18 protein-coding genes are annotated in these 25,327 nt (G+C 68.1%); 7 read left to right on the top strand and 11 right to left on the bottom strand.

The features are described 5' to 3' along the window. Window positions 1–6: 6 nt before the first annotated feature. The 6 genes from AC1DER_RS14245 to AC1DER_RS14220 all read right to left on the bottom strand — a co-directional run bounded on the left by AC1DER_RS14245 (window position 7) and on the right by AC1DER_RS14220 (window position 10,636). Window positions 7–1,647, bottom strand: a complete 1,641-nt coding sequence (locus tag AC1DER_RS14245) for a putative 2OG-Fe(II) oxygenase (protein ID WP_477246923.1) — start codon at window positions 1,645–1,647, stop codon at window positions 7–9. 1 nt (window position 1,648) lies between these two features. Then, window positions 1,649–3,349 carry a gamma-glutamyltransferase gene (gene ggt / locus AC1DER_RS14240; protein ID WP_441815722.1) on the bottom strand — a complete coding sequence of 567 codons (1,701 nt, stop codon included), beginning with the start codon at window positions 3,347–3,349 and terminating at the stop codon, window positions 1,649–1,651. A 110-nt stretch (window positions 3,350–3,459) separates the two neighbouring features. Further along, the gene (locus AC1DER_RS14235) at window positions 3,460–4,068 is read right to left on the bottom strand and encodes a tetratricopeptide repeat protein (RefSeq protein WP_441815721.1); all 609 of its coding nucleotides are present in this window, start codon (window positions 4,066–4,068) and stop codon (window positions 3,460–3,462) included. A gap of 235 nt (window positions 4,069–4,303) precedes the next feature. Further along, window positions 4,304–6,664 (bottom strand): family 20 glycosylhydrolase, encoded by a 2,361-nt coding sequence (locus AC1DER_RS14230; RefSeq protein WP_477246926.1) that lies wholly within the window; start codon window positions 6,662–6,664, stop codon window positions 4,304–4,306. Between the two features lie 123 nt (window positions 6,665–6,787). Continuing rightward, window positions 6,788–9,466, bottom strand: coding sequence for a TonB-dependent receptor (locus AC1DER_RS14225; protein WP_477246928.1), 2,679 nt, complete (start codon window positions 9,464–9,466; stop codon window positions 6,788–6,790). A 147-nt stretch (window positions 9,467–9,613) separates the two neighbouring features. After that, window positions 9,614–10,636, bottom strand: a complete 1,023-nt coding sequence (locus AC1DER_RS14220) for a glucokinase (RefSeq protein WP_477246930.1) — start codon at window positions 10,634–10,636, stop codon at window positions 9,614–9,616. Window positions 10,637–11,010: 374 nt separating this feature from the next. Here AC1DER_RS14220 and AC1DER_RS14215 point away from each other — a divergent pair, with 374 nt between their 5' ends. The 4 genes from AC1DER_RS14215 (at window position 11,011) to AC1DER_RS14200 (ending at window position 15,516) form a co-directional block, all read left to right on the top strand. Further along, window positions 11,011–12,315, top strand: coding sequence for a sugar MFS transporter (locus AC1DER_RS14215; RefSeq protein WP_477246932.1), 1,305 nt, complete (start codon window positions 11,011–11,013; stop codon window positions 12,313–12,315). Window positions 12,316–12,430: 115 nt separating this feature from the next. After that, window positions 12,431–13,465, top strand: a complete 1,035-nt coding sequence (locus AC1DER_RS14210) for a LacI family DNA-binding transcriptional regulator (RefSeq protein ID WP_441815716.1) — start codon at window positions 12,431–12,433, stop codon at window positions 13,463–13,465. Between the two features lie 82 nt (window positions 13,466–13,547). Next, a complete protein-coding gene (locus AC1DER_RS14205) occupies window positions 13,548–14,879 on the top strand; it encodes a flavohemoglobin expression-modulating QEGLA motif protein (protein WP_477246934.1) in 1,332 nt (443 codons plus the stop codon). A 274-nt stretch (window positions 14,880–15,153) separates the two neighbouring features. Further along, window positions 15,154–15,516: a cupin domain-containing protein gene (locus AC1DER_RS14200; RefSeq protein ID WP_477246936.1), complete on the top strand. Its 363-nt coding sequence runs from the start codon at window positions 15,154–15,156 to the stop codon at window positions 15,514–15,516. Window positions 15,517–15,587: 71 nt separating this feature from the next. Here the strand turns inward: AC1DER_RS14200 and AC1DER_RS14195 are convergent, their stop codons facing one another. The 5 genes from AC1DER_RS14195 to zwf form a co-directional block, all read right to left on the bottom strand. Continuing rightward, window positions 15,588–17,057: a DUF1254 domain-containing protein gene (locus AC1DER_RS14195; protein WP_477246938.1), complete on the bottom strand. Its 1,470-nt coding sequence runs from the start codon at window positions 17,055–17,057 to the stop codon at window positions 15,588–15,590. A 92-nt stretch (window positions 17,058–17,149) separates the two neighbouring features. Then, window positions 17,150–17,776, bottom strand: a complete 627-nt coding sequence (gene eda / locus AC1DER_RS14190; RefSeq protein WP_441815713.1) for a bifunctional 4-hydroxy-2-oxoglutarate aldolase/2-dehydro-3-deoxy-phosphogluconate aldolase — start codon at window positions 17,774–17,776, stop codon at window positions 17,150–17,152. A gap of 136 nt (window positions 17,777–17,912) precedes the next feature. Then, window positions 17,913–19,736: a phosphogluconate dehydratase gene (gene edd, locus AC1DER_RS14185; protein ID WP_477246940.1), complete on the bottom strand. Its 1,824-nt coding sequence runs from the start codon at window positions 19,734–19,736 to the stop codon at window positions 17,913–17,915. A gap of 14 nt (window positions 19,737–19,750) precedes the next feature. Continuing rightward, entirely contained in the window at window positions 19,751–20,545 is a 795-nt protein-coding gene (pgl, locus tag AC1DER_RS14180) for a 6-phosphogluconolactonase (protein ID WP_477246942.1), read from the bottom strand. After that, entirely contained in the window at window positions 20,529–22,004 is a 1,476-nt protein-coding gene (gene zwf, locus AC1DER_RS14175; RefSeq protein WP_441815710.1) for a glucose-6-phosphate dehydrogenase, read from the bottom strand. Before zwf ends, pgl begins: the two co-directional genes overlap by 17 nt. Before the next feature lie 173 nt (window positions 22,005–22,177). On the opposite strand from zwf, the gene AC1DER_RS14170 reads away from it, so the two are divergent. Genes AC1DER_RS14170 through nagA form a run of 3 tightly spaced genes read left to right on the top strand, consistent with a single transcriptional unit; the run spans window position 22,178 to window position 25,146 of the window. Then, window positions 22,178–22,921 (top strand): GntR family transcriptional regulator, encoded by a 744-nt coding sequence (locus tag AC1DER_RS14170; protein ID WP_441815709.1) that lies wholly within the window; start codon window positions 22,178–22,180, stop codon window positions 22,919–22,921. Window positions 22,922–22,970: 49 nt separating this feature from the next. Then, window positions 22,971–24,005, top strand: a complete 1,035-nt coding sequence (locus AC1DER_RS14165; RefSeq protein WP_477246945.1) for an SIS domain-containing protein — start codon at window positions 22,971–22,973, stop codon at window positions 24,003–24,005. A gap of 10 nt (window positions 24,006–24,015) precedes the next feature. Then, window positions 24,016–25,146, top strand: coding sequence for an N-acetylglucosamine-6-phosphate deacetylase (gene nagA / locus AC1DER_RS14160; protein WP_477246964.1), 1,131 nt, complete (start codon window positions 24,016–24,018; stop codon window positions 25,144–25,146). The last annotated feature ends 181 nt before the right edge of the window (window positions 25,147–25,327 follow it).

The following is a 25,327-nucleotide window of genomic DNA, read 5'->3' as shown; positions in this document are numbered from 1 at the left end:
CTGGACTCAGACCGCGGCGAGGTCGAAGGAAATGCTGATGCGTTCACCGCTGCCGGTGTAAGGCAGGGTCCGATGGAACAGGTAGGACGGGAACAGCAGCAGCGTGCCCGTTCGCGGGCAGACCTGGCGCAGCTCGGCCTCCGGCCACTGCGGCAGGCTGGCGAACGGGCGGCCGAACTCGATCCAGCCGGCATGGCCGGCGTCGTCGGCGCGGATCGCCGGTGGCAACTCGACGTAGTAGGCGCCCGACAGCCACGAATCCTCGTGGATGTGGGTATCGATATAGCCGCGCTCGGCGGCCTGGGTCGCCCAGACGTGCAGCCGGTACTGGTTCGGCACGTTGCGCAGGAAGACATCGGCGTCGGCGCCGGCCGTGGCGGCCTGCGCGCGGCAGCGCTGCAGGAAGGCATCAATCGCCGAACGCAGCCGCTGCTCGAAGCCGGTGATCGCGGCGGTGCGGTCGGCCAGCAGGTCGCCGCTGAGGTAGGCATTGCGCGCCGCCAGTCCGGCCGGCTCCCAGCGTTGCTGGCTGTGGCGGCGGATGTCGGCGGCGAGCGCGGCATGGAATGCGGTGTGATCGATATAGGCCTCGGGCGGAAGCAGCTCGATCGCGTGCACGTGCCGATGCAGGCCCAGCCACTGCCCGGCCGCTTCGGCCTGGCCCTGCGCGGCCATGGCAACGCCGAGGTGGGCGATCGCGCGCTGATCGTCGGGTTGCTCCCGCAGCACCTTCGACAATGCCTGGCTGGCGCTCGCGGGCTGTCCGTCCTGGAGCAGGGCGATGCCGTGCTGGCGTTGCAGCACTGGCGAGCTCACGCCGGCGGCGATGGCGTGGGCGTAGGTGGCCACTGCCGCCGTGGTGTCGCCATTGAGCAGCAACTGCTCGCCGAGGGTGTCGACCGTGTCGACGTCGCGCGGCGCCAGTTGCAATGCCTGCCGGGCGTGCGCTTCGGCGCGCGCCGGTTCGCCCAGCTTGCGCAGCACGATTGCGGCGTTGCGGTGGGCTTCGGCGAAACCGGGTTGCAGCTGCAATGCACGTTGTGCACAGCGCAGGCCTTCTTCCAGGGCGGTGCGGTCGAACAGGTTCGACAGCAGCGCCGCCAGGGCCTGGTGCGCGCTGGCGGCGCCGGGCTCCAGGCGCAATGCATTGCGTGCGGCCGCAATCGCCGCGGGGTAGTCCTGCAGGCGGCCGTGCGCGGCGGCGAGGTTGTTCCAGGCCTGGGTCCATTGCGGATCCAGCCGCGCCGCCGCTTCGAAACCGCTCGCCGCGGCGCGAAAATCGCCGCCCACGTAGGCCGCGGTGCCATAGCGGAACGCGGCCCGGGGTTCCTGCGGCAGCGCGCGCATCGCCGTCGCCAGCAATGGCAGCGCGGCCGCGCCATCGCCGGCCTGCAGCAGCAGCGTGCCCAGGTCGAGTGCGGTGCCGGCATCGCCGGGGCGCAGCGACCAGGCGCGTTCGAGCGCGACGCGGCCACCGCCGCCATCGCCCTGCGCCTGCAGCACGATGGCATACAGGCGCCAGGCGTCGAACGACTCCGGTGCAAGCTGCAATGCCGCCTCGCAGTCGGCACGCGCTGGCACGGGCTGGCCCTGCTGCAACGCGGCCCAGGCGCGACGCAGCAGCGCCGGCACCTCAACGCTGCTCATGTCAGTAACCTGCCGCCTGGCCGTCCTTGCGCGATTCACTGGCGCCGACGTAGCCGCCGTTGGGATTGACCATGATCGCCTGGTAGCCGCCATACGGGCCGTCGGCGAAGCGCACCGAGTGGCCCTTGCGCATCAGCGCGCGCACGGTCTCGTAGGAGTAGCCGGTTTCCAGGTCGAGCTCGCCGCCGTCGCTCATCACCGTCGCCTGCCCGGCCGGCTCGGTGCTGCCGTCGTGCTGGATGCGCGGCGCGTCGCCGGCTTCCTGCAGGTTCATGCCGAAGTCGATCAGGTTGAGCAGGATCTGCACGTGGCCCTGCGGCTGCATCGCCCCGCCCATCACGCCGAAGCTCAACCATGGCTTGCCGCCCTTGGTCACGAACGCCGGGATGATGGTGTGGAACGGACGCTTGCCCGGCTGGAACGAATTGGGGTGGCCTTCCTTCAGCACGAACTGCTCGCCGCGATCCTGGAAGATGAAGCCCAGCCCCGGCGGCGCCATGCCGCTGCCCATGCCGCGGTAGTTGGACTGGATCAGCGAGACCATCATGCCGTCGGCGTCGGCCACGGTCATGTAGATGGTGTCGCCTTCGTCGAGTTCCTTCGGCGTGGCCGGCTGCACTTCCTTGAGCGCCTTGTCCATCGAGATCAGCTTGCGGCGCTGCGCGGCGTAGTCTTTGGAGATCAGCTGCTTCACCGGCGACTTGGCGAAGTCCGGGTCGGCGTACCAGCGCGCGCGGTCGGCGAAGGCGAGCTTCTTGGCCTCGGCGAACAGGTGCACGTGCTCGGGGCTGCCGAAGCCGTAGGACTTCATGTCGTACGGCTCGAGCAGGTTGAGGATCTGCAGCGCGGCGATGCCCTGGCCGTTCGGCGGCAGTTCCCAGACGTCGTAGCCACGGTAGTTGGTGCTGACCGGATCGACCCACTCACCCTGGTGCGAGGCCATGTCCTCGTAGCTGAGGAAACCGCCGTTGGCCTTGAAGTAGGCGTCGATGGTGTGGGCGATGTCGCCCTTGTAGAACGCATCGCGACCGCCCTGGGCGATCTTCTCCAGGGTGTTGGCCAGGTTCGGATTGCGCCACATCTCGCCGGTGGTGGGCCCGCGCTTTCCGTCGACGGTGAACTGCTCGCTGAAGCCCGGCCACTTCGACAGCGTCGGCACACTGCGATCCCAGTAGTAGGCGATCACTTCGTGCACCGGATGGCCTTCGCGTGCGTAGCGGATCGCCGGAGCGAGATCGTCGGCCATGGGCTTGCGACCGAAGCGGCCGTGCAGCGCGAACCAGGCATCGACCGCGCCCGGCACCGTCACCGGCAGCGGGCCGTGTGGCGGAATGTCGGTCAGGCCACGGCGCTGGAATTCGGCCAGCGTCAGCGACTTGGGCGAACGGCCCGAGCCGTTGTAGCCGTAGAGCTTCTTCGTCTTGGGATCCCAGACGATCGCGAACAGGTCGCCACCGACGCCGCTGCCAGTGGGCTCCATCAGGCCGAGCGCGGCATTGGCGGCAATCGCCGCGTCGACCGCGCTGCCGCCGCCCTTCATCACGTCCAGCGCGATCTGCGTGGCCAGCGGATGCGAAGTGGCCGCGATCGCATGCGGCGCATAGACCTCGCTGCGGGTGGCGAAGGGCTTGCCGGTGATGCGGTCGGCGCACATGGCGGAAAGGGGAAGGCTCAGGAGGACAGCGGTGAACAGCAGACGCATTGCCGGTGATCCGCGCGGGAAAGCCGCATCCTAGCGCGGGATGCGGTTGCCGGTACCGTGTCGGTTCGCCCGGTCATGAATACGCGGGCGAACGGACGCAGTTCAACTCATCAGGGCCAGGCTGGCGGATTGGCCGCCCAGGCTGCCTGCACTTCGGTCAGCGTCGAGCGCTCGTCGTCGCGCCAGTCCGGCAACAGGCGGGCGAACTGGCTGGCGGTGTTCCACAGCTGCGGCTCGGTGCGCACCGCCGCGGCGTACCACTGCACGGCTTCGTCCTTGCGGCCCAGCGACCACAGCGTCATCGCGAACGTCGGCGGAATCCAGCTGGCCGTGACGCTGCGCGCTTCCAGCAGCGTGCGCCACTGGGCGAAGGCGCCGTCGCTGTCGCCCGCGCGGTAGAGATCCCAGCCGTAGTTCCATACGACCGAGCGCCACATGCCGTCGGTGCGGTCGATCTGGCCGAGCGCGCGTGCATACAGCTGGCGCCCGAGGTCGGCGCGGCCGGCCTCCATCGCCAGGTGCGCAAGCTGTGCGACCTCGGCCTTGGCGTGCGGATTGCGCTCGGCGGCGCGGGCGAGTTTTTCCATCGCCACTTCGCCGGTCTCGCGTACCACCACCACCGGCTTGACGGTGTTGGCATCGGCGGCGAAGTAGAACTCCGCGGGCTTGGGCAACGATTGCGCCGACGCGGCGCCGGTGGCGGCCAACAAGGCCGTCATGAGTAGGCTTCGAGCAAGCATGGTGGGGTCCCCTGTAACGAGCCAATCGTAACCCGCAATTGGCGCGCTGCGTCACGATCCGCAGGAACGATCTGCACGATTTTTTCGCCCCCCCGGCATGCCCGGGGAGCAAAGGCGGAACGACCCGCGGGACGGCCTCACGGTGGGCGGGCCCGACCCCGGCCGGTCGCGACGGCAAGCCGTCACGGCCGGGGCGGCGCTTGCTGCCACCGGGTCAGGGCAGCAGCACGACCTCGTCGAGTACCCACATCGGGTTGTATTCGCCCGCGGCGAAGGTGAAGCACAGGTCGTGCTTGCCAGCGGTCGCCGGCAGCGTCGCCTGCAACGTGGTCAGGCCATCGGACTTGCGCGCGGGCGCCAGCGGCAGGGTTGCCACGGGCGCGCCTTCGCAACCGTCCAGCCGCACCTCGAGCGCTCCGCCGGGGACCTTGGCCGGACGCGTCACCACCTGGCTGGCGTCCTTCCACAGCTGGAAGTTGTGAGGCAGCTGGCCGACACGGACCTCCAGGCGGGTGATGCCATCGAGGCTGGCGGCCTTGTAGGTCCAGCACGGGTCGAACACGTCGGCCGTCAGCAGGGCGCGCTCGCTGCCCTCGCCCGCGGCCGGCGCGTCGTCCTCCATGCGCAGTGTCAGGCCCTTCTTGCACGATTCCAGCGCGTTGCTGTCGCGCGCGCGCAGGCTGCGCAGGTCCAGGGCGAACGTGCGCGGCGCAGCGAGAGCGAGACCGTCGGCAAATGCGTTGGCGCTGATGGTCGCGGGCAGTGCGAGGCTCAGCGGTTCGCCGTAGGCCGGCGACTTCGCCGTCGGCTCGCTGCCGTCGGTGGTGTAGCGGATCTGGCCGAAACCACTCTGGTTGGAGAGCGTCAGCGTGCCCTTTCCCTTGTCCTTGCCCTCGCCGGCCGGCGCGGCGGCGAAGCGGACGGCAAAGGCGCTGTCGGCGGCGTCGAAACCTGCCGCGCGGTAGCGGGCCATGTCCGGCGCCATGCGCCGCAGGAAATCGTCCCAGTCGTGGCGCGCGGTCGGCGTCCAGACGTTCTCGGCCAACGCTGCCGCGCGCGGGAACATGGCGTGCTGCATGCGCTGGTTGGTGCGCTGGTGTTCGGTCCACAGGTTGGCCTGCGCGCCGAGCACGTGGCGGGCCTGCTCGGGGTCGAGCTGCGCCGGAATCACGTTGTAGTTGTAGTAGTCCTTGAGCGTGAACACGTCCAGGCGGCCAGGCGTCTCGTCGGCGGCATCGCTCTGGACATGGTCGAGATACAGGTCCGGCGACGGCGCCAGCACCACGTCATGGCCGGCGCGCGCGGCTTCGATCGCGCCGTCGGTGCCGCGCCACGACATCACCGTGGCATCGGCCGGCGGCCCGCCTTCGAGGATCTCGTCCCAGCCGATCAGGCGGCGATCGTGCGTTTCGATGTAGCGACCCAGCCGTCCCATGAACCAGCTCTGCAGCTGCATCTCGTCCTTGAGGCCGAGTTCTTTCAGCTTGGCCTGCACGGCCGGCGACTGCTGCCACTGGTCCTTGGCCGCTTCGTCGCCGCCCAGGTGGATGTACTTGCCGGGGAACAGCGTCATCACTTCACCCAGCACGTTCTCCAGGAAGGTGAAAGTGCCGTCGTCGACGTTGAACAGCCAGGTGTGCACGCCCCAGTCCGGCGACACCGGCGGCGCCTTGCCGGTCGAGCCCAGCTGCGGGTAGGCGGCGATTGCGGCCTGCGCGTGGCCCGGGAGGTCGACCTCCGGAACGATGGTGATGTAGCGGTCGGCGGCGTACTTCACCACGTCGCGGATCTGGTCCTGGGTGTAGAAGCCGCAATAGGGCCTGGGCTCACCCTTGGCGTCGCGACCGGCGGCGCCGGCCGGGATGCGGCAGCCGCCGACTTGGGTCAGCTTCGGGTATTGCTTGATCTCGATGCGCCAGCCCTGGTCGTCGGTGAGATGCCAGTGGAAGGTGTTGAGCTTGTGCAGCGCCATCTGGTCTAGCAGCGCCTTGACCTCGTCGGTGCTGCGGAAGTGGCGGGCGACGTCGAGCATCAGGCCGCGCCAGGCGAAGCGCGGGGCATCCTCGATGCGCTGCGCGGCAATGGCGGTGGTGCCCTGGCTGCCGTCGGCGGTGGCCAGCTGCCACAGCGTGACCGCGCCATAGAACAGGCCGGCCGGGGCGCGCGCCGTCAGCTTCACGCCCTGCGCGGTGATGTCGAGGACATAGGCCTCGTCGCCCGGCAGTGCGGCCTTGGGGTCGACGGTGAAGGTGATCTTTGCCGCGGCGTCGGTGCCGACGGCAGGAGCGAAGCCACGCGACTTCAACAGGCGGGCGGCGAAATCGTTGGCGATGCGGCCGGCCTCGGCGTCGCCGCCAACCACCGCGATGCGGGCATCGGGATCGAGGACGAAGCGGCCCTGGCCCGGTTCGACCTTGGCCGGGCGCGGAATGACCGGCGTGGCGGCGGCCGCAGTCAGGGGCGCACTGCCGGCAGGGGTGACGCTGGCGTCAGGCGCGGCCTGGCGGTTGCATGCCGACAGCCCGATGGCCATCGTCACGCCGGCTACTGCGGTCAGAACGGTGTGCAGTTTCATCGATCCCTCTTCTCATCTGCGGGCGGCGCGGACGGATGGACGCCGCCGGTGACTGTCGCAAAGCAAGCGGGCCCGGAATGACCGGGCCCGCTGCTTGGAACGGTTCCCTTGCGGGAACCTGCATCAATACTTGAAGCGGAAGTTCAGATAGTACTGGCGACCGTTGTTGTAGAACGCCTGCGGGTGGCCGTCGGCGACGTAGTACTTCAGGGTCGGGTTGTTGAGGTTCATCGCATCGAGCGTGACCGAGAACCAGTCCGTCGCCTTGTAGCCGACCGACGCCGCCAGCGTGCCCAGGTCATCCTGGAAGTACTGATTGGCGCGCAGCATGCCGTGGTAGAACGACGAACGGTAGGTGTAGGCCAGGCGGGCGTTGAAGACGTCGTTCTCGAAGTACGCCGACAGGTTGTAGTTGTTCTTCGAGGTGCCCACCAGCGGGTCGCCGCCATCGGCCTCGCCATCGGCGTAGGTGTAGTTGGCGGAGATGCCGAAGAACTCGCCGATCGGCTGTTCGTAGGTCAGCTCCACGCCCTTGACCTTGCCGTCGCTGTTGATCGGGATGGTGACTTCGTAGTCTTCGATGTTGCCGGTCTGGTCGTTCACGAACGGACGGGTGACCGTGCCGTACTTGACGTAGTTGTCCAGGTCCATCGAGAAGACGCTGGCCGCCAGCAGGGCGCGATCAGCGAAGTACCACTCCAGCGAAGCGTCGAAGTTGGTCGAGATGATCGGTTCCAGGTCCGAGTTGCCGGCCGTGCCCGTGTGGGTCAGGTTCGACAGCGAGACCGCACCGGCCAGCGCGGAGTAGTCCGGCAGGGTCATCGTCTGCGAAGCGGCCAGGCGCAGCACCCAGTCTTCGTTGAAGGTGTACTTGAAGTTCGCGCTCGGCAGGACCTTGTCGTGCGTGTTGATGTCGCGCACGCGGGCGAAGTCGCCGAACAGGCTGCTCACGTCCGGAGTGATCGCCGTGCCGGCCAGGGCGCGGAAGTACTGGATGTCCTGGCGGATGTCGACGTAGCGCAGACCGGCGTTGCCGCTCCAGTTGTCACCTTCGAAGTTGGCCTGCGCGTAGACGGCCGTGTTCTCTTCGTTGATGTTGAACTCGCTGCCGTAGTTGTGGCGAGCGCCGTCGTTGCGGACGGTGGAGTTGTTCTTGACGGCCTGCTCGAGCGCACCCTGGGTGAAGTACCAGATGTTGCTCGGGAAGTTGCCGCCGAGATCGTTGCCGAAGTCGCCCGGGTAGTAACCGACATCACCATTGGCCAGCGCGCCGGCGATGTTGCCCGGATCGGAGCCGTACGGGCTGTTGACCTCACGGGTGTGTTCGGCGTAGCGCACGCCGAAGTCGACCGACGACAGCGCGCCGCCGTGGACGAACCAGGAGGCATCGGCCGAGAACCAGTCTTCCTTGTCCTGCACGTCGTAGTACTGGATGCCCCAGGTGCCGAAGCCGTTGGTGGTCGGGCCCGACGGATCGTTGAGGTACCAGTCGACCGGGTTGCTGCCGCCGTTGACGGTCCAGCCGCCGCCGTTGCTGCCGGTCACCACTTCCGCGATGTTCTGGGTCGGGGTTTCGCCCTTGCCCTTGGTGGTGCCGACCTGGGTCTTGAGCGAGAAGTCCTCGCTGATGTCCCAGGCAGCGTCAAAGGTGACGTAACCGGTCTTCGCGGCCGATTCCGGGCGCGAGATCATGTCGTAGATGCCGTAACCGACCGGCATGCCGTTGGCATCGGTCTGGCCGGAGTAGTCGGCGTGGACCAGCGTGCCGTTCTGCACGACATAGCCCGGGTTCGGTGCCTGGTTGGGCACGAAGTTGCCGGTCCACAGCATGTAGTTGCGGTTGTAGTTCTTGGCGTCCATGTCGGACACGAACGCGCTCAGGCCCAGGGTGATGTCGTCGCTGGGCTTGGCTTGGAACTCGACCAGTCCACCCTTGCGCTCACGGGTCTGGGTGAAATAGACCGAACCGGGCAGGTTCGGGTACATCACGCCGGCGAGGTCGGGGTTGGAGATGGCGGCTGCCGAATCCGGAGCGATCGTCGAGAAGCCGCCGACGATTTCCTGGCCGTCACGACGCAGTTCGCGTTCCTGGTAGAACAGCTGCGCCATGAAGCCGAAGGTGCCGGCGTCGTTCTTGTAGTTGAACAGGCCGCTGACCTGCGGCTTGGTGCTGCCCGGCAGGTCGGAGTAGACCGCACCGATCGAGCCTTCGGCCGAGATCTGGTTGGCGAAGTCGAGCGGCTTGCGGGTGATCACGTTGACCGAACCGGCGCTGCCGCCTTCGACCAGCTTGGCTTCGGAGGTCTTGTTGACGATCGCCTGGCTGACGATTTCCGACGGCAGCAGGCTGTAGCTGACGCTGCGGCCCACGGTCTCGACCTGGCTGAGGATGAACCAGTCGGCGCTGCCGATGGTGTGGCCGTTGACCAGGGTCTGGGTCAGGCTGGGGCTGGTGCCGCGCAGGCTGACGCGGTCGCTTTCGTCGAAGCCGCCTTCATTGGCGCTCGACGAGCTGATGCTCACGCCCGGCAGGCGCTGCAGGGTGTCGGCGACGTTGTGCGCCGGCAGCTTGCCCACGTCTTCAGCGGTGACCACTTCGATGTGGGTCTTGGCATCGCGCTTGGTGTCCAGGGACTTTTCCTGGGCGCCGCGGATACCGGTGACGACGACGGCGTCGAGGTCGGTGGCTTGCTGGCTGGAAGCCGGAGCCTGACCTGCAGCGGCGTCCTGCGCCATCGCGTTGCCGGCAAAGCCGAGCGCGGCGACGATACTGATCGATAGCATTGACTTGCGAAGTTTCATTGCTCTCCCTCCCACGGGCTGTGTGCGACTCCGCGATACCGTTTCTTGCGTCGGCGTTGCGGAATCAGTTTTCTGGTCCGGGCCCGGCTTTCGCCGCGGCCCGGTGCCGTTGTGCTGTGCTGTGTCGTGCCTGGTTCATGCGTGCGTTCACTCGCCCGCCTGGCCTGTTTCGTGCTCGATTGCGTGCTCGAGGTACCAGCTGGCCGCGCCAATCACGCCCAGGCGTTCGTTCTCGATCAGCCGCACCGGTACGCGCTCGAGCGCGGCGTGCATCACGCCCTTGTCGAGCAGGCGCGCATGGAACTGGCTTTGCGGCAGGAAGTCCTTCAGCCGCGGCAGGATGCCGCCGGCGATGAACACCGCCTTGGCGCTGCTGACGGTGATCAGGTCGCCGATCACGCTGCCGAGCAGGGCGCAGAAGGTCATCACGGCCTCACGCGCGGGCACGTCGCCCAGGCGCGCAGCCTCGGTGATCGCGGCCGGGGCGCGCAGGCTCGGCTCGATGCCGTCGATGGCGCAGATCGCGTCATACAGATGCACCAGGCCGGGGCCGGAAACGAAACGTTCGGTCGGTACGTGCGAATGGCCGCGCTGACGGGCCCAGTCGAGCATCGCCGCCTCGCGGGCGTTGCCCGGGGCGAACGCGGTCTGGCCGGCTTCGGTTGGCAGCACGACGGTGCCGCCACGGTGCGGGATGCGGATCGCCGCGCCCAGGCCGGTGCCGGGGCCGACCACCAGGACCGGACCGGCCGCGGCTTCGCTGACGCCCGGGGTGAGCAGCAGCGAGTCGCCCGGGTCCATGCACTGCGCGGCATGCGCGGCAGCCTGGAAGTCGTTGATGTACTGGAGTTCGCTCAGGCGAAGTTCGCTGCGCAGCTGCGACAGCGAGATGCGCCAGGGCAGGTTGGAATTGATGACGGCATCGTCGAGGACCACGCCGGCGCTGGCGATGGCGACGCGGTCGATGCCGGCGCAGGCGCTGTGGCCGTCAATGAAGTCGGCCAGGATCGCGGCCAGGCTCGGGTAGTCGGCGCATACATAGGTGCGATGCGCCAGGACCACGACCTGGGATTCGCCGACGCCACCGGCGCGGACCAGGCCGACGCGGGTGTGGGTGCCGCCGACGTCGGCGGCAATGAAACGTGCATCGGGATGTGCGACGGCAGCCACGGCGCTCACCCGCGGACGGCGCGCATGGGCAGCGCGCTCACGTGAGGGCAGGATTGGCTTGGCGTTTCCTTCGAATCCCACTGCATGTTCCCTCCGCTGGCGCCGGTTCCCCACCGGCACGGGCCGAATTTGGCTCGCCTCTGACAACGTTGTCAACAGAAAGTTACGAAATTGTCAGAAAGGCCGTAAACACGGCCCGGACACGGGCAATTTTTGCTGCGTCGCAGCATGCCGAATCAGGCGGATGCACCCTGACAGCCTTATTTGAAAGGGTCTCTAGCGTGCCGGCCCGAGTTGTGACAACGTTGGCCGAGGGATGTCGTATGAGTCATCGTGCGACATTGACCGCATTCCTTGGGAGGGGAACCTTGAGCATGTCCACCACCACTGCCACTGGACCGCGCAGCCATTACGGCTCGATCGCGATCATCGGCGCGCTGTTCTTCATCTTCGGCTTCGTCACCTGGCTCAACGGCCCGCTGATCTCGTTTGCCAGGCTCGCCTTCGATGTCAGCGAGACGCTCGCGTTCCTGATTCCGAGCGCGTTCTACATCTCCTACTTCTGCCTGGCGCTGCCGTCTTCGATGATCCTCAAGAAGACCGGCATGAAGAAGGGCATGGCGCTGGGCCTGTTCCTGATGGCGATCGGCGCGGCCGTGTTCGGCCAGTACACGACGGCGCGCGTCTACGGCGGCGCGGTCGGCGGCATCTTCATCATCGGCGCCGGCCTGGCCGTGCTGCAGACCGCGGTCAATCCGTACATCAGCATCCTCGGCCCGATCGAGGGCGCGGCGCAGCGCATCGCGGTGATGGGCATCTGCAACAAACTCGCAGGATGGGCTGCGCCGTTCGTTATCGGCACGCTGGTCATGCACGGCATGGGCGATGTCGCCAGCGCGGTTGCCGGCGCCGATGCGGCGACCAAGGAAACGGTGCTCAACGAGTTCGCCGCGCGCATCCACACGCCTTATATGGTCATGGCGGGCCTGCTCGCGCTGCTGGCGGTGGCGATCCTGTTCTCGCCGCTGCCGGAAGTGCGCGCCGAAGAGGTGAACTCCGAAGGCGACGCGGGCGAGAAGAAGAGCCTGTTCCAGTTCCCGCACGTGTGGCTGGGCGCGCTGTGCATCTTCGTCTACGTCGGCGTCGAGGTCATGGCCGGTGACGCCATCGGCACCTACGGCCAGGCCTTCGGCCTGCCGCTGGACGAAACCAAGTTCTTCACCGGCTTCACCCTGGGCTCGATGCTGCTGGGCTACGTGGTCGGCCTGATCCTGATCCCGCGCTTCATCTCTCAGGAACGCTACCTGAGCCTGTCGGCGGTGCTCGGCGTGCTGCTGGCGCTGGGCGCGTACCTGACCACCGGCTACGTCTCGGTGGGCTTCGTCGCCGCGCTGGGCTTTGCCAACGCGATGATGTGGCCGGCGATCTTCCCGCTGGCGATCCAGGGCCTGGGCCGTCTCACCGAGAAGGGCTCGGCGCTGCTGATCATGGGCATCTCGGGCGGCGCGGTGATCCCGCAGCTGTTCGTGCACTTCAAGCAGCACTACGACTTCCAGCTGGTATTCGTGCTGTTGATGGTGCCGTGCTACCTGTACATCCTGTACTTCGCGCGGCGCGGCCACAGCGTTGGCCATGCGGCGGCCGTCACCGGCGGCGCAACGGCGTCGCAGCACGGTTGAGCCGCACCGCGATTCCCATCGTCGGCGGCGGTCGTTAGGCTAGCCGTCTTTACGCCGCGTCACCGGACGCGGCGGTTCCACCGGCGAAACTCCGCCGGAACCACGCGAGGATTCGGTGCGCAGACCCACGATCAAAGACGTCGCCGAGCGCGCCGAGGTGTCGCTCAAGACCGTCTCGCGCGTCATCAACGACGAACCCAGCGTGCAGGCCAGCACCCGCGCCCGCGTGCAGCAGGCCATTGCCGACCTGGGCTACCAGCCCGATCCGTCGGCGCGCAGCCTTCGCAGTGCGCAGAACTACGCGCTCGGCCTGGTCTACGACAATCCCAACCCCTACTACGTGATCGCGGTGCAGAACGGCGTGCTGTCGGTCTGCCGCGAGACCGGCTACGGCCTGCAGATCCATCCGTGCGACTCGTCCTCGCCCAATCTCGCTGGCGAGCTGATCGACTTGGTGCAGCATTCGCGCCTGGCCGGACTGGTGCTGGCGCCGCCGATGTCGGAGCGCAACGAGCTGGTCACCGAGCTGGTCGCGCACGGCATCCGCCTGGTTCGCATCGTGTCTGCCGCCGCCGATCCGCAGGACGGCAGCGCCTGCATCTACGTCGACGACCGCGACGCCGCCTACGAGATCACCGAGCACCTGATCCAGCTGGGCCACAGCCGCATCGGTTTCCTGTGGGGCGGCAAGTCGCACGGGTCCTCGTGGGAGCGTTACAAGGGTTACGAGGACGCGCTGCACGAGTACGGCATCACCCTCGACCCGGAACTGGTGGTCGAAGGCGATTACTCGTTCGACGATGGCTTCCGCGGTGCTCGCCGGCTGTTCGCACTGGCCGACCGGCCGACCGCGATCTTCGGCAGCAACGACGAGATCGCCGCCGGCGTGCTGGCGGCGGCCAAGTCCAGCGGCATGAACGTGCCCTACGACCTGTCGATCGCCGGCTTCGAGGACAGCCCGTTCTCCAAGCAGAGCTGGCCGGCGCTGACCACGGCCAAGCAGGCCACGCAGGAAATCGCCCGCCACGCCGCGCACCGCCTGCTGCAGGAGATCCGCGAGCACGCGCCGACGCGGCCGCTGCCCAACGAGGGCTTCAGCCCCGAGCTGGTGGTTCGCGGCTCGACCGCACCGCCGCGCCCGAAGGCCTGACCGGGCGGCACCGTCACCTGCCTTTATCGCGCCTTCGCGCAGTCTGCTGCGGCCCACGTTTCCTCGCGCGAGGGGAGCTTCGATGTCGGCCGCCCTGCCCATTGCCCCACCCGCACCCGATGCCCTGAAGGATCCGGCGCTCGTTCCGCTGTTCGAACAGGACCGCACCCTGGTCAAGCTCGGCCGCGACATCCGCGTGCTCAAGGCCATCGACTGGCCGATGGAGCTCGAGCAGCAATTCCTGGCGGGTTGGAGGGTCGGCCGCCCGGAACTGCCGCTCCCGCCGACTCAGCCGCACCCGATGGACGCGCAGATCGAGGGGCTCGATGCCCTGCTCTCGCGCATCGACCGCGGCCATCCCCTGGGCATGTGGCTGTACAAATCCGCGTGGAGTTACCGTGTCGCCGCGCAGATGCTCGGCGCCATCGGCACTCCCGAGTACACCCGTTGCTCGGCGCTGCTGTACGGCCGGCCGGACTATCTGTATCCCAGCCAGGACTCGACCAATGCCGACATGGCGCGCGAACTGCTGCGCGTCACCGACGAGCTGATCAACGACCGCCTGCTGCCCGACGTGCCGGTCGACATCGACGCACCGGAGTTCGCGCGGCGGCTGCGCGAGCGCATCGACCCGTTCTTCAATCACGACAAGGTCGAGGTCGTGCTCGATCCGAACCTGGCCTCCAAGGCCACGGCCGGCAGCAAGCGGGTGACCCTGCGGGCGACGGCGATGTTCTCCGAGCGCGACCTGGAGCAGCTGATCCAGCACGAGGCGTTCATCCACACACTGACCGCGCTCAACGGCAAGCACCAGCCCTACCTGACCTCGCTGGGTTGCGGGGCGCCGCGCACCACCCGCGCGCAGGAGGGACTGGCGACATTCTCCGAGATCATCACCGGCGCGATCGACATCGCCCGCCTGCGTCGCGTCGCACTGCGCGTGGTCATGGTGGAACAGGCGCTCAAGGGCGCCGATTTCATCGAAGTGTTCCGCGGCTTCCTGGATGCCGGACAGTCCGAGGTGGAGAGTTACCGCAGCACCGCGCGCATCTTCCGCGGCGGCAACGTCCGCGGCCTGGTGTGCTTCACCAAGGACGGCGCCTACCTGGAAGGCGTGCTGCGGATCTACGCCTTCATCTGCAAGGCGCTGCAGGAAGGCCGGGGCGAACTGCTGCCCTTGCTGTTCTGCGGCCGCGTGACCGTGGCCGACACCGTGGTACTGGAGCCCTACCGCAACAACGGCCTGATCGTGCCGCCGCGCTACGTCCCGCCGTGGGCGCGCGACCCGCAGCGGGTGCTGTCGGTGATGGCGTTCTCGTCGGTGGTCCAGCGCCTGCGCCTGGACGATCTCACCGTGCAGCGCTTCGTCGATGTCGAGGCCGAGACGGTCGAGGCGTCCGGCATCGGGGTCTAGTGGCCGGCCGGTGGCCTGCGCCGGGACGGCCCGGCGTTTACGTCTGGGCCGGCTGGATCTGCAGCTCCCCCGATGCGGAGGACACCAGCGGCCACCGCACCGTCGGACGGTGCAGCGCCACACCAAGGTCCGCCCGGCTACCTGGCCCCGGTGCGGAAGGGCGAGTCAGGCCGGGATTTCCGAACTGCGAGTGCCCGCTCCGGTTTCGTCCATGACTGCAGACATGCCCTGACATCGGATCTTCGCGCTCGCGGCGAGCCACGGAGAATCCACCATGAAACGAATCATCGTACCGGCCGCGTGCCTGGTCGCCTTCGCCTGCGCATCCGTCCTGCCGGTCGCCCTGGCCCAGGACATGGCCAAGACCGCAGGCAAGAACGTGAAGGTGCTGCTCGACAACGAGAAGGTGAGGGTGCTCGAACTGAACATGCCACCGGGCGCAAGCACCGGTGTGCATTCGCACGGCGACAACGTCGTCTATTTCGTCACGGGCGGCACCGCCACGCAGGTCACCGATGGCGTCACCAAGACGATGACCCGCAAGCCCGGTGAAGCGGTATGGAGCGGGCCGGTCACGCACGACACTACCAACTCGGGCAAGACCGCGGTCAAGACGGTGGTGATCGAGCTCAAGTAGCCGTCCGGGTGCAGCGTGCGAAAAGCAGAAGGGAGCCTTGCGGGCTCCCTTCTGCGTCAGCCCGCATTGCCTCAGCGCGTCGGTTCCAGCGGCGGCTTCTTCCAGGTGCGGTCCACCGCCGCCTGCGCCGGACTGTAGTTGCGCAGGATCGCGTAGAACGGCGCGTTCGGCGCCGGCAGCCAGTTGGCTTCCTTGTCCTTGCCTGGCGACGCGTTCTGCAGGTACAGCGTCAGTCCGCCATCGGCGTCGCGCTTGAGCCGCGGCAGCATCGGCGAATTGATGAGGTAGCGGTTGAGCGGGTTGTCCACCAGCAGCTTGCTCTTGCCGTCGTACATGGTGATCGACCAGAACGCATGGGTCGGCGGCAGGCTGTCCTTGCCGAAGTGCAGCACGTAGTCATGCTTCGAGCCATCCAGCGGCTGGCCCTTGGCATCGACGAAATAACTGAGGTAGTCGGCTTCGGCCGCCGAGTTGCCGTAGATGCCGAGCTTGGCGCCGGCAAAGCGGTACAGGTCATTGCCCTTGATGAAATCGCGCGTGCCGAACAGGTCCGCGCTCGACACCTGCTCGGTGTTGATCTTCGTCGCGGTGAATTCAGCCAGCTCCTTGTTGGCGTCGTCGATGCCGTCGAGCAGGGCCTGGCGGGTCTGCGGCGACAGTGCCGCCTCGTCGAAGGGCTTGCCCGGTGCTATACCGATCTTCGCAAAGCGTTCGCGCAGTCCGGCGTCCCCCGGGCTGGCGGGCATGAACTGCAACAGGAAGTTCAGGTAGGAGAAGAACCCGAGCTCGTTCGCCTTCTCGCCGTCATACGCCGGGAAGTCGACCGTTGCGGCCGGCGCAGGTGCGGCCGCGCCGAGGAATGCACTGAGCGGCTGCGCCTTGTACTGGGCCTGCAACTTCTTGACGTTGGGCAGGTCGTCGGCGGCGAACAGCTGCGTGCGGAACAGTCCGTAGGCGAACTGGGTCTCGGATTGGAACACCTTGTCGATGCCCTTTGGCGTCTCGCCCTTCCAGTCGGGTCCGGCGACCATGAACGTGCCGGCCTTGCCGTGCGTCAGCGCCTTGTTGATGTAGGCGAAGTTGTAGGTGTACAGGTCGACCAGCTGGACCGTGAAATAGCGCTTCTCGCCCAACGCCGGGATCGTGATCACCACCGGTTCGGCACGCAGGTCCATCCACAGGAACGAATACGGGGTGTCCGAGTTCGGCGTGATGATGGCCGTGTCCTTCGGCGTGGCGACGCTGGCAGCGCTGCCGATCCGGTTGAACGGCGCGTGGAAGTCGGCGCCGCCTTCGTCGATCGCCTGCGCGTACATCGACTTGTAATTCTCGACCACCGGAAAGCCCCAGACGTAGGCCTCCTTGGCGATCGCCCGGGCCTGCGTGGCCTGCTCGGACTGGCCTGAGTCCGTTGCGGCCGTTTTGTCACCCGCAGGTGCGGGCGGGGTCTCGGGCTTGCAGGCCGACAACGCCAACGCCAGCGCGGCGGCGGTCATCAGCGCGGGAATGCGCAGTCCGTGCATCGGGAGTGTCATGGTCATCCCCACGTTGAGAGTGGGGCGATGCTAGGCCAGCGCGCGTGTGCGCCCCCTTCACGGCGCAGGAGCGCGATGGCCGGCTCCTGCGCGGTGCGTCATGCGCGCAGCAGGGTCGCCGCGCGTGCGAGCGCTTCGATCGCACCCCATTCCTCGGCCGCGACCAGGCGCGAGGGCGTGATCCACGAACCGCCTACGCAGGCGACGTTGGGCGTGGCCAGGTAGTCGCGGGCGTTGTGCGCGCCGATGCCACCGGTTGCGCAGAAGCGGATCTCGGGCAGCGGGCCGTGCAGCGAGCGCAATGCCGCCGCGCCCCCGGCGGCTTCGGCCGGGAAGAATTTCTGGAAGATGAAACCGTGCTCGGACAACGTCATCGCTTCGCTGGCGGTGGCCGCGCCCGGCAGCCACGGAAGCGGCGAGTCCTTGGCCGCGGCGATCAGGTCCGGCGTGGAGCCCGGCGAAACGGCGAAGCGCGCACCGGCCTGCTGTGCGTCGACTAGGTCCTGCGGCTTGCGCACGGTACCCACGCCGACGATGGCGCCCTCGACTTCATTGGCGATCGCACGCACTGCATCGAGCGCGGCGCGCGTGCGCAGCGTGATCTCGATGGCGGGAATGCCACCGGCGACCAGCGCGCGCGCCATCGACACGGCATGACGCGCGTCTTCGATCACCACCACCGGCATCACCGGGGCGACGTGCAGTACGGATTCAAGCAGGCCCATCAGTCATCTCTCCAGATGCAAGGTCATCGTCATTCCCGCGAAGGCGGGAACCCAGTGTCTTTGAGGTCGCGCAGTGAATTCGCGCGGTGAATTCGCCGGGTCCCCGCCCTCGCGGGGACGACGACTTCGGATGTACTCACGCCACGCCGAAAATGCCGCCGCCCAGATCGGCCGTCGCCGCTGCATTGCGGAACACCGCAAACAGCTCGCGCCCCATGCCGACATGGCTCGACGACAGATCGGCGCTGGCGTGTTCGCGCAGCCTCCACTCGTCCGCCGGCACCAGCACGTCAAGCTTTCCGCCGCGCGCATCGACCCGGACCACGTCGCCGTCGCGCAGGCGCGCGATGTCGCCGCCGCAGGCCGCTTCCGGACTGACATGGATCGCTGCCGGCACCTGGCCGGACGCGCCGGACATGCGACCGTCGGTCACCAGCGCGACACGGTGGCCGCGCTTCTGCAGCACCGCGAGCGTCGGCGTGAGCTGGTGCAGCTCCGGCATGCCGTTCGCGCGCGGGCCCTGGAAGCGCACGACTACAACGACGTCGCGATCGAGTTCGCCACGCTCGAAGGCGTGCTTGACCTCGCCCTGCTCGGAGAACACCCGGCAAGGCGCTTCGATGACCCAGCGATCTTCCGGCACTGCCGACACCTTGATCGCGGCCGTGCCGAGCGGGCCATGCAGCACCCGCAGGCCGCCGTCGGCGCGGAACGGGTCGGCGACCGGACGCAGGACCGTGGGATCGCCGCTGCGTCCGGTCGCCGGCACGTATTCGACCTGCTGTTCCGGCGCCAGCCTCGCCTCGACCCGATAGCGCGCCAGGCCGGGGCCGGCGATGGTCTCGACGTCGCCGTGCACGAGGCCGGCATCGAGCAGTTCGCCAATCAGGAAAGCGAGGCCGCCGGCAGCGTGGAAATGGTTCACGTCGGCGCTGCCGTTGGGATACACGCGCGCCAGCAATGGCACCACCGACGACAGCGCGTCGAAGTCTTCCAGGCGCAGTTCGATGCCGGCCGCCGCAGCGATCGCGATCAGGTGCAGCAGGTGGTTGGTCGAGCCGCCGGTCGCATGCAGGCCGACGACACCGTTGACGATCGCTCGCTCGTCGATGATGCGCCCGACCGGACGGTAGTCGTCACCAAGCGCGGTGATCTCCGCGGCGCGGCGCGCGGCCTGCGCGGTGAGCGCATCGCGCAGCGGGTTGTCCGGGTTGATGAAGCTGGCGCCCGGCAGGTGCAGGCCCATCAGCTCCATCAGCATCTGGTTGGAGTTGGCGGTGCCGTAGAAGGTGCAGGTGCCGACACCATGGTAGCTCTGCGCTTCGGCTTCGAGCAGTTCCTCGCGGGTGGCTTCGCCGACCGCGTAGCGCTGGCGCACGCGCGACTTCTCGTCGTTGGGCAGGCCCGAGGTCATCGGACCGGCCGGCACGAAGATCGCCGGCAGGTGGCCGAAACTCAGCGCACCGATCAGCAGACCCGGCACGATCTTGTCGCACACGCCCAGGTACAGCGCGGCGTCGAACATGTCGTGCGACAGCGACACCGCCGTCGACAGTGCGATCACTTCGCGCGAGAACAGCGACAGCTCCATGCCGGCGCGGCCCTGGGTGACGCCATCGCACATCGCCGGCACGCCGCCGGCGACCTGCGCGGTGGCGCCGACGCTGCGCGCGGCCTGCTTGAGCAGGAACGGGAAGCGCTCCAGCGGCTGGTGCGCCGAGAGCATGTCGTTGTAGGCGTTGACGATGCCCAGGTTGGGCGCCTGGCCGCTGCGCAGCGCCGCCTTGTCGCTGGGCGAGCAGGCGGCGAAGCCATGGGCGAGATTGCCGCATGACAGCGTCGCGCGATGCGGCCCGCGACCGGCGGCGGCGTCGATGCGCGCCAGGTACGCGGCGCGACGGTCGCGACTGCGCTCGCGGATGCGTTGGGTTACTTCGGCGACTACAGGGTGCAGGCTCATTGCGGTTTCCGGTTTCATGGGCTCCAGAACAACATCGGGGCCACCGGCGCGCCGGACAGCACCGAACGGATCGGCAGCCTGGAACGTGGGTCGCGTGCGGCAGCGTCGAGCACGTTGCGCTTCTTCGCGCCTTCGATATGCAGGTACAACGACGGCGCGGTGAAGATCGCGCTCAACGTAAGGGTGATCCGCGGCTCCGGTGCGGCGGCGCTGCGCACGGCCAGCACCGGCGCGCGGCCGCTGGGCTGCAGGCCGATGTCGCGACGCTGCAGGTCCGGGAAGAGCGAGGCGACATGGCCGTCCTCGCCCATGCCCAGCACCACCACGTCGAGCGGCAACGCCTCGTTGGCGACCTGGGTCAACACCGGCAGCAAGGCGCTTTCCGGCGTTGCGGTCGGGCGCCGCAGCGGCAACAACTGGGCCTGCGCGGCCGCGCCCTGGAACAGCGTCTCGCGCAACAGGCGTTCGTTCGAACGCGGGTGGTCGGGCGCGACCCAGCGATCATCGACTGGGACCACGGTGACGTGGGCCCAGTCCAGCGTCTGCTTCGACAGTTCGCTGAGGAATTCGCGCGGCGTGGTGCCGCCGGACACGGCCAGGCGTGCGTAGCCGCGTCGGGCGATGGCGCCGCGCAGATCCGCGGCGACCGCCTTGGCCAGCGCCAGCGCCAGTTGGTTGCGATCATCGAAGAGGTGCTCGCGCAGTGGCAGTGGATCCGGTGTCAGCACGGTCAGTCGCTCCGCATGGATTCGTTCGGCCTGCATGCCCGCTTGCCGCGGGCTGGACAGCGGGTCAGACAGCGTCTTCATGCCAGGTCCTGCCATCGCGTTCGATCAGTGCCACTGCGGCGCTGGGCCCCCAGCTGCCGGCGGTATAGGGTTTGGGCGCTTCGGCGCTGGCTTCCCAGGCGGCACGGATCGGGTCGATCCAGCCCCATGCCGCTTCGACTTCATCGCGACGCATGAACAGCATCGGATTGCCGCGCACCACGTCCATCAGCAGGCGCTCGTAGGCTTCCGGCTGGCGACCGCCGAAGGTCTCGGCGAAGCTCAGGTCCATCGGCACGCGACGCAGGCGCAGGCCACCGGGGCCGGGCACCTTGTTCATCAGCCACAACTTCACGCCCTCGTCGGGCTGCAGGCGGATGACCAGCTGGTTGGGATAGATCGGTTCGGCCAGCTCGCCGAAGATCGAATGCGGCACCTGGCGGAAGGTGACCACGATCTCCGACATGCGGTCGGACAGGCGCTTGCCGGTGCGCAGGTAGAACGGCACGCCGGCCCAGCGCCAGTTGCGCACTTCGGCCTTGAGCGCGACGAAGGTTTCGGTGCGCGAATCGTTGCGGCCGAGTTCTTCCAGGTAGCCCGGCACCGGCCGGCCTTCGACCGCGCCGGCGCGGTACTGGCCGCGCACGGTCTGTTGCGCGGTCGCACCGTTCTCGATCGGGCGCAGCGCGCGCAGCACCTTGAGCTTCTCGTCGCGGATGGCATCGGCCGCCAGCGACGACGGCGGTTCCATCGCCACCAGGCACAGCAGCTGCAACATATGGTTCTGGACCATGTCGCGCAGCGCGCCGGACTTGTCGTAGTAGCTGGCGCGACGCTCCAGGCCGACGGTCTCGGCCACGGTGATCTGCACGTGGTCGATGTGCTCGGCCTTCCACAGCGGTTCGAACAGGGCATTGCCGAATCGCAGCGCGATCAGGTTCTGCACCGTCTCCTTACCGAGGTAATGGTCGATGCGGTAGATCTGCGATTCGTGGAAGACCGCGCCGAGGGCGTCGTTGATGGCGACCGCGCTGGCGCGGTCGTGGCCGATCGGCTTTTCCACGACGACGCGGGTGTTCTCGCCGGTCAGGCCGTGCGCCTGCAGGCGCGCGCCGACGCTGCCGAACAGGTCCGGACCGACGGCGAGGTAGAACACGCGCACCCGCGATTCGTCCGGCAGCTCGCTGGCCAGCTCGGGCCAGCCGGTGTCGGCGCTGAGGTCGATGCGGCGGTAGGAGAGCATCTCCAGGAACGGTTCGAGCGCGGCCGGCGACCGCGGGTCGTCGGCGAGGCCCTTCTGCAGCGCCTCGCGGACGCGGTCGCGGTAGTCGCCATCGCCCAGGGTGTCGCGGGCCAGACCGAAGATCCGGGTCCCGCTGACGATCTGGCCGTCGACATAGCGGTGGAACAGGGCCGGCAGCAGCTTGCGCAGGGCCAGGTCGCCCGTGCCGCCGAAGATGATCAGATCGAAAGGCGCCATCGGCGCGATGGAGGGGCTCACGGGACGCTCCGCGCGGAGGGATTGGGGGCTGCTACCAAGAACAAGACCAGAACCATACCAGTGACGATACCAGTCAAATACCAGGCCCGCAAACCCCCGACTTTAGTCGAGTCCTGAATACGTATTCCCGGGCCGGTTGCCGTCATTGGTATCTCACTGGTATCTTTTGCCGCATGCAGGAGTATCTAGTCAACGAGTTCAGCCGCCAGGCCGATGCGCGACGCGCGCCGGCCTACCAGCACCTGCGCCGGACCCTCCAGCACGCAATCGAGAACGGCGAGCTGACGGCCGGCCAGGCGCTGCCGAGCGAACGCGAGCTGAGCAAGTTGCTCGACCTGTCGCGCGTGACCGTGCGCAAGGCCATCGCCGGACTGGTCGGTGACGGCCTGCTGATGCAGCGCCAGGGTGCGGGTACGTTCGTCGCCGAGCGCATCGTCAAATCCTTCTCCAAGCTCACCAGCTTCACCGACGACCTGCGCGCGCGCGGCCTCGACCCGAAGTCGCGCTTCCTCGAGCGCAGCGTCGGCGAGGTCACGCCCGACGAGGCGATGGCGCTGAACCTGTCGCCCGGCGCCCAGGTCGTGCGCTATTACCGCCTGCGCATCGCCGACGAGATGGTCCTGGCGCTGGAGCGCACGGTCGTTCCGCAATCCGTGCTGGCCGACCCGGGCCTGGTCGAGAACTCGTTGTACGAGGCGTTCACCAAGCTCGGCCTGCGCCCGACCCGGGCCCTGCAGCGCCTGCGCGCGATCGCCTTCGACGCCGAGCAGGCCCGGCTGATGAATCTGGCCGAGGGCAGTCCCGGCCTCTTCATTGAGCGCCGCACCTTCCTCGACGACGGCCGCGTCGTCGAATACACGCGTTCGTTCTACCGCGGCGATGCTTACGATTTCGTTGCCGAGCTGCAGAGCGAATGAGCGCGGGCGACTCTCAACCCCCTTCTACCCGTCTTTCCAGGACCACCGCATGATCGCCCCCACCGCGACCCGGATGTACGCCGAAGCCGAGCAGACAGCCGACGTCGTTGCCGGCCAGTTCGCCGCCAATGCCGGCATCATCGATGCACTTGTCGCCCGCCTGAAGCAGGACCCGCCGCGCTTCATCGTCACCTGCGCGCGCGGCAGCTCCGACCACGCGGCGACCTACGGCAAGTATCTGTTCGAGACCACGCTCGGCTTGGTCACGGCCTCGGCCTCGCCGTCGGTGGGTTCGGTCTATGCCGTCCAGCCGCACATGGAGGGCGCCCTGTTCGTCGCCATCTCGCAGTCGGGCAAGAGCCCGGACCTGGTCCGCAATGCCGAGATCGCCAAGGCCGCCGGGGCGCTGGTCGTCGCCCTCGTCAACGTCGAGGACTCGCCGCTGGCGAAGCTCGCCGACACCGTGATCCCGCTGCGCGCCGGCCCCGAGACCAGCGTCGCGGCGACCAAGAGCTACCTGTGTTCGCTCGCTGCATTGCTGCAGCTGACCGCCCGCTGGAGCGGCGACGCCGCCCTGCTCAAGGCCACCGATGAACTGCCCGCCGCACTGCGCGCCGCCTGGGCGCAGGACTGGTCGCCGCTGGTCGAAGGCCTCAAGGACGCGCACAACCTGTTCGTGGTCGGCCGCGGCCTTGGCCTGGGCGCCGCGCAGGAAGCCGCATTGAAGTTCAAGGAAACCTGCGGCCTGCACGCCGAGGCGTTCTCCTCGGCCGAGGTCAAGCACGGCCCGATGGCCATCGTGGGCCCCGGCTTCCCGGTGCTCGCGTTTGCCCAGGACGACGACACCGGCGCCGGCACGGTCGCGGTGGTCGAGGAATTCCACAAGCGCGGCGCCCCGGTCTGGCTGGCGCGTCCGGGCGAGCACCGCGACGACGCCCTGCCGATGCCGGCTTCGCCGCATCCGGCCTGCACGCCGCTGCTGGCGGTGCAGAGCTTCTACAAGGCGGTCAATGCACTGGCGGTCGCGCGCGGTCACAACCCCGACGTGCCGCCGCATCTGAACAAGGTCACCGAGACGGTTTGATGCCATGACCATCACGACCGCCTTCCACAACGGCCACATCCTCACCGACCACGGCTTCGAATCCGATGTCTGCGCGCTGGTGGAAGACGGCCACATCGTCGCCGTGCTGCCCGGCGCCGCGCCGAAGGACGCCAGGATCGTCGACCTCGCTGGCGGCTACCTGGTGCCGGGCTTCATCGACACCCAGGTCAACGGCGGCGGCGATGTGCTGTTCAACGACGAGCCGACGGTGGACGGCCTGCGCACGATTGCCGCTGCGCACCGCAAGTTCGGCACCACCGGCCTGATGCCGACGCTGATCAGCGACGACACCGCCGTGATGGCGCGCGCGATTGCCGCCACCCGCGACGCGATCGAGCAGGGCGTGCCGGGTATCCTCGGCATCCATCTCGAAGGCCCGTATCTCAACGCCGCGCGCAAGGGCGTGCACGACCCGGCCAAGTTCCACACGCCGGGCAAGGACGAACTCGACCTGATCGCCTCGCTCGGCAAGGGCCGCACGATGCTGACCCTGGCGCCGGAGCGCTTCAGCACCGACACCCTGCGCGAGCTCGCCGCCCGCCGCGTGCTCGTCTGCGCCGGCCACACCGCGGCCACCTACGAACAACTGCGCGACGGCTTCGCGGCCGGCATCCGCGGCGTTACCCACCTGTTCAATGCGATGACGCCGTTGAACAGCCGCGAGCCGGGCGCCGTCGGTGCCGCGCTCGAAAACCCGGACGCCTGGTGCGGCCTGATCGTCGACGGCTACCACGTCCACGACGCCGCCCTGCGCGTGGCGATCGCCGCGCGCCCGGTCGGCAAGATGATGCTGGTCACCGACGCGATGCCGCCGGTCGGCGGCGTGCGCGAGGATTTCGCGCTCTACGGCGTGACCATGACCTGCCGCGACGGCCAGTGCACCACCGCCGACGGCACCCTCGCCGGCTCGGCGCTGGACATGGCTGGTGCGGTCCGCAACACGGTCGAACGCCTGGGCCTGCCGCTGGCCGAAGCCTGCCGCATGGCCTCGACCTATCCGGCCGAATTCCTCGGCCTGGGCGGCGAACTGGGGCGCATCGCCCCGGGCTTCCGCGCCGATCTGGTGATGCTGGACCACGACCTGCAAGTGCAGGGCACCTGGATCAACGGCCAAGCTTGACCCCGGCGGCAGCATTGCCTGAATGGGGCGCGGCGCCGCCCCCGTGGCTTCGCCGTGCCCGGCAACCGGCTCAAAGTGGTCTGACTGCTACAATTCCGAGTCTTTGCTCGGACTTTTGCGTCGCGACCACCCGTCGCGAGGCATGGTTACGGGCGTCCGCAGCCACCCACGCGCCCCCCGG

The sequence above is a fragment of the Lysobacter sp. 05T417 genome, from assembly GCF_056396405.1.
This window is presented reverse-complemented; position numbering and strand designations above follow the sequence as displayed.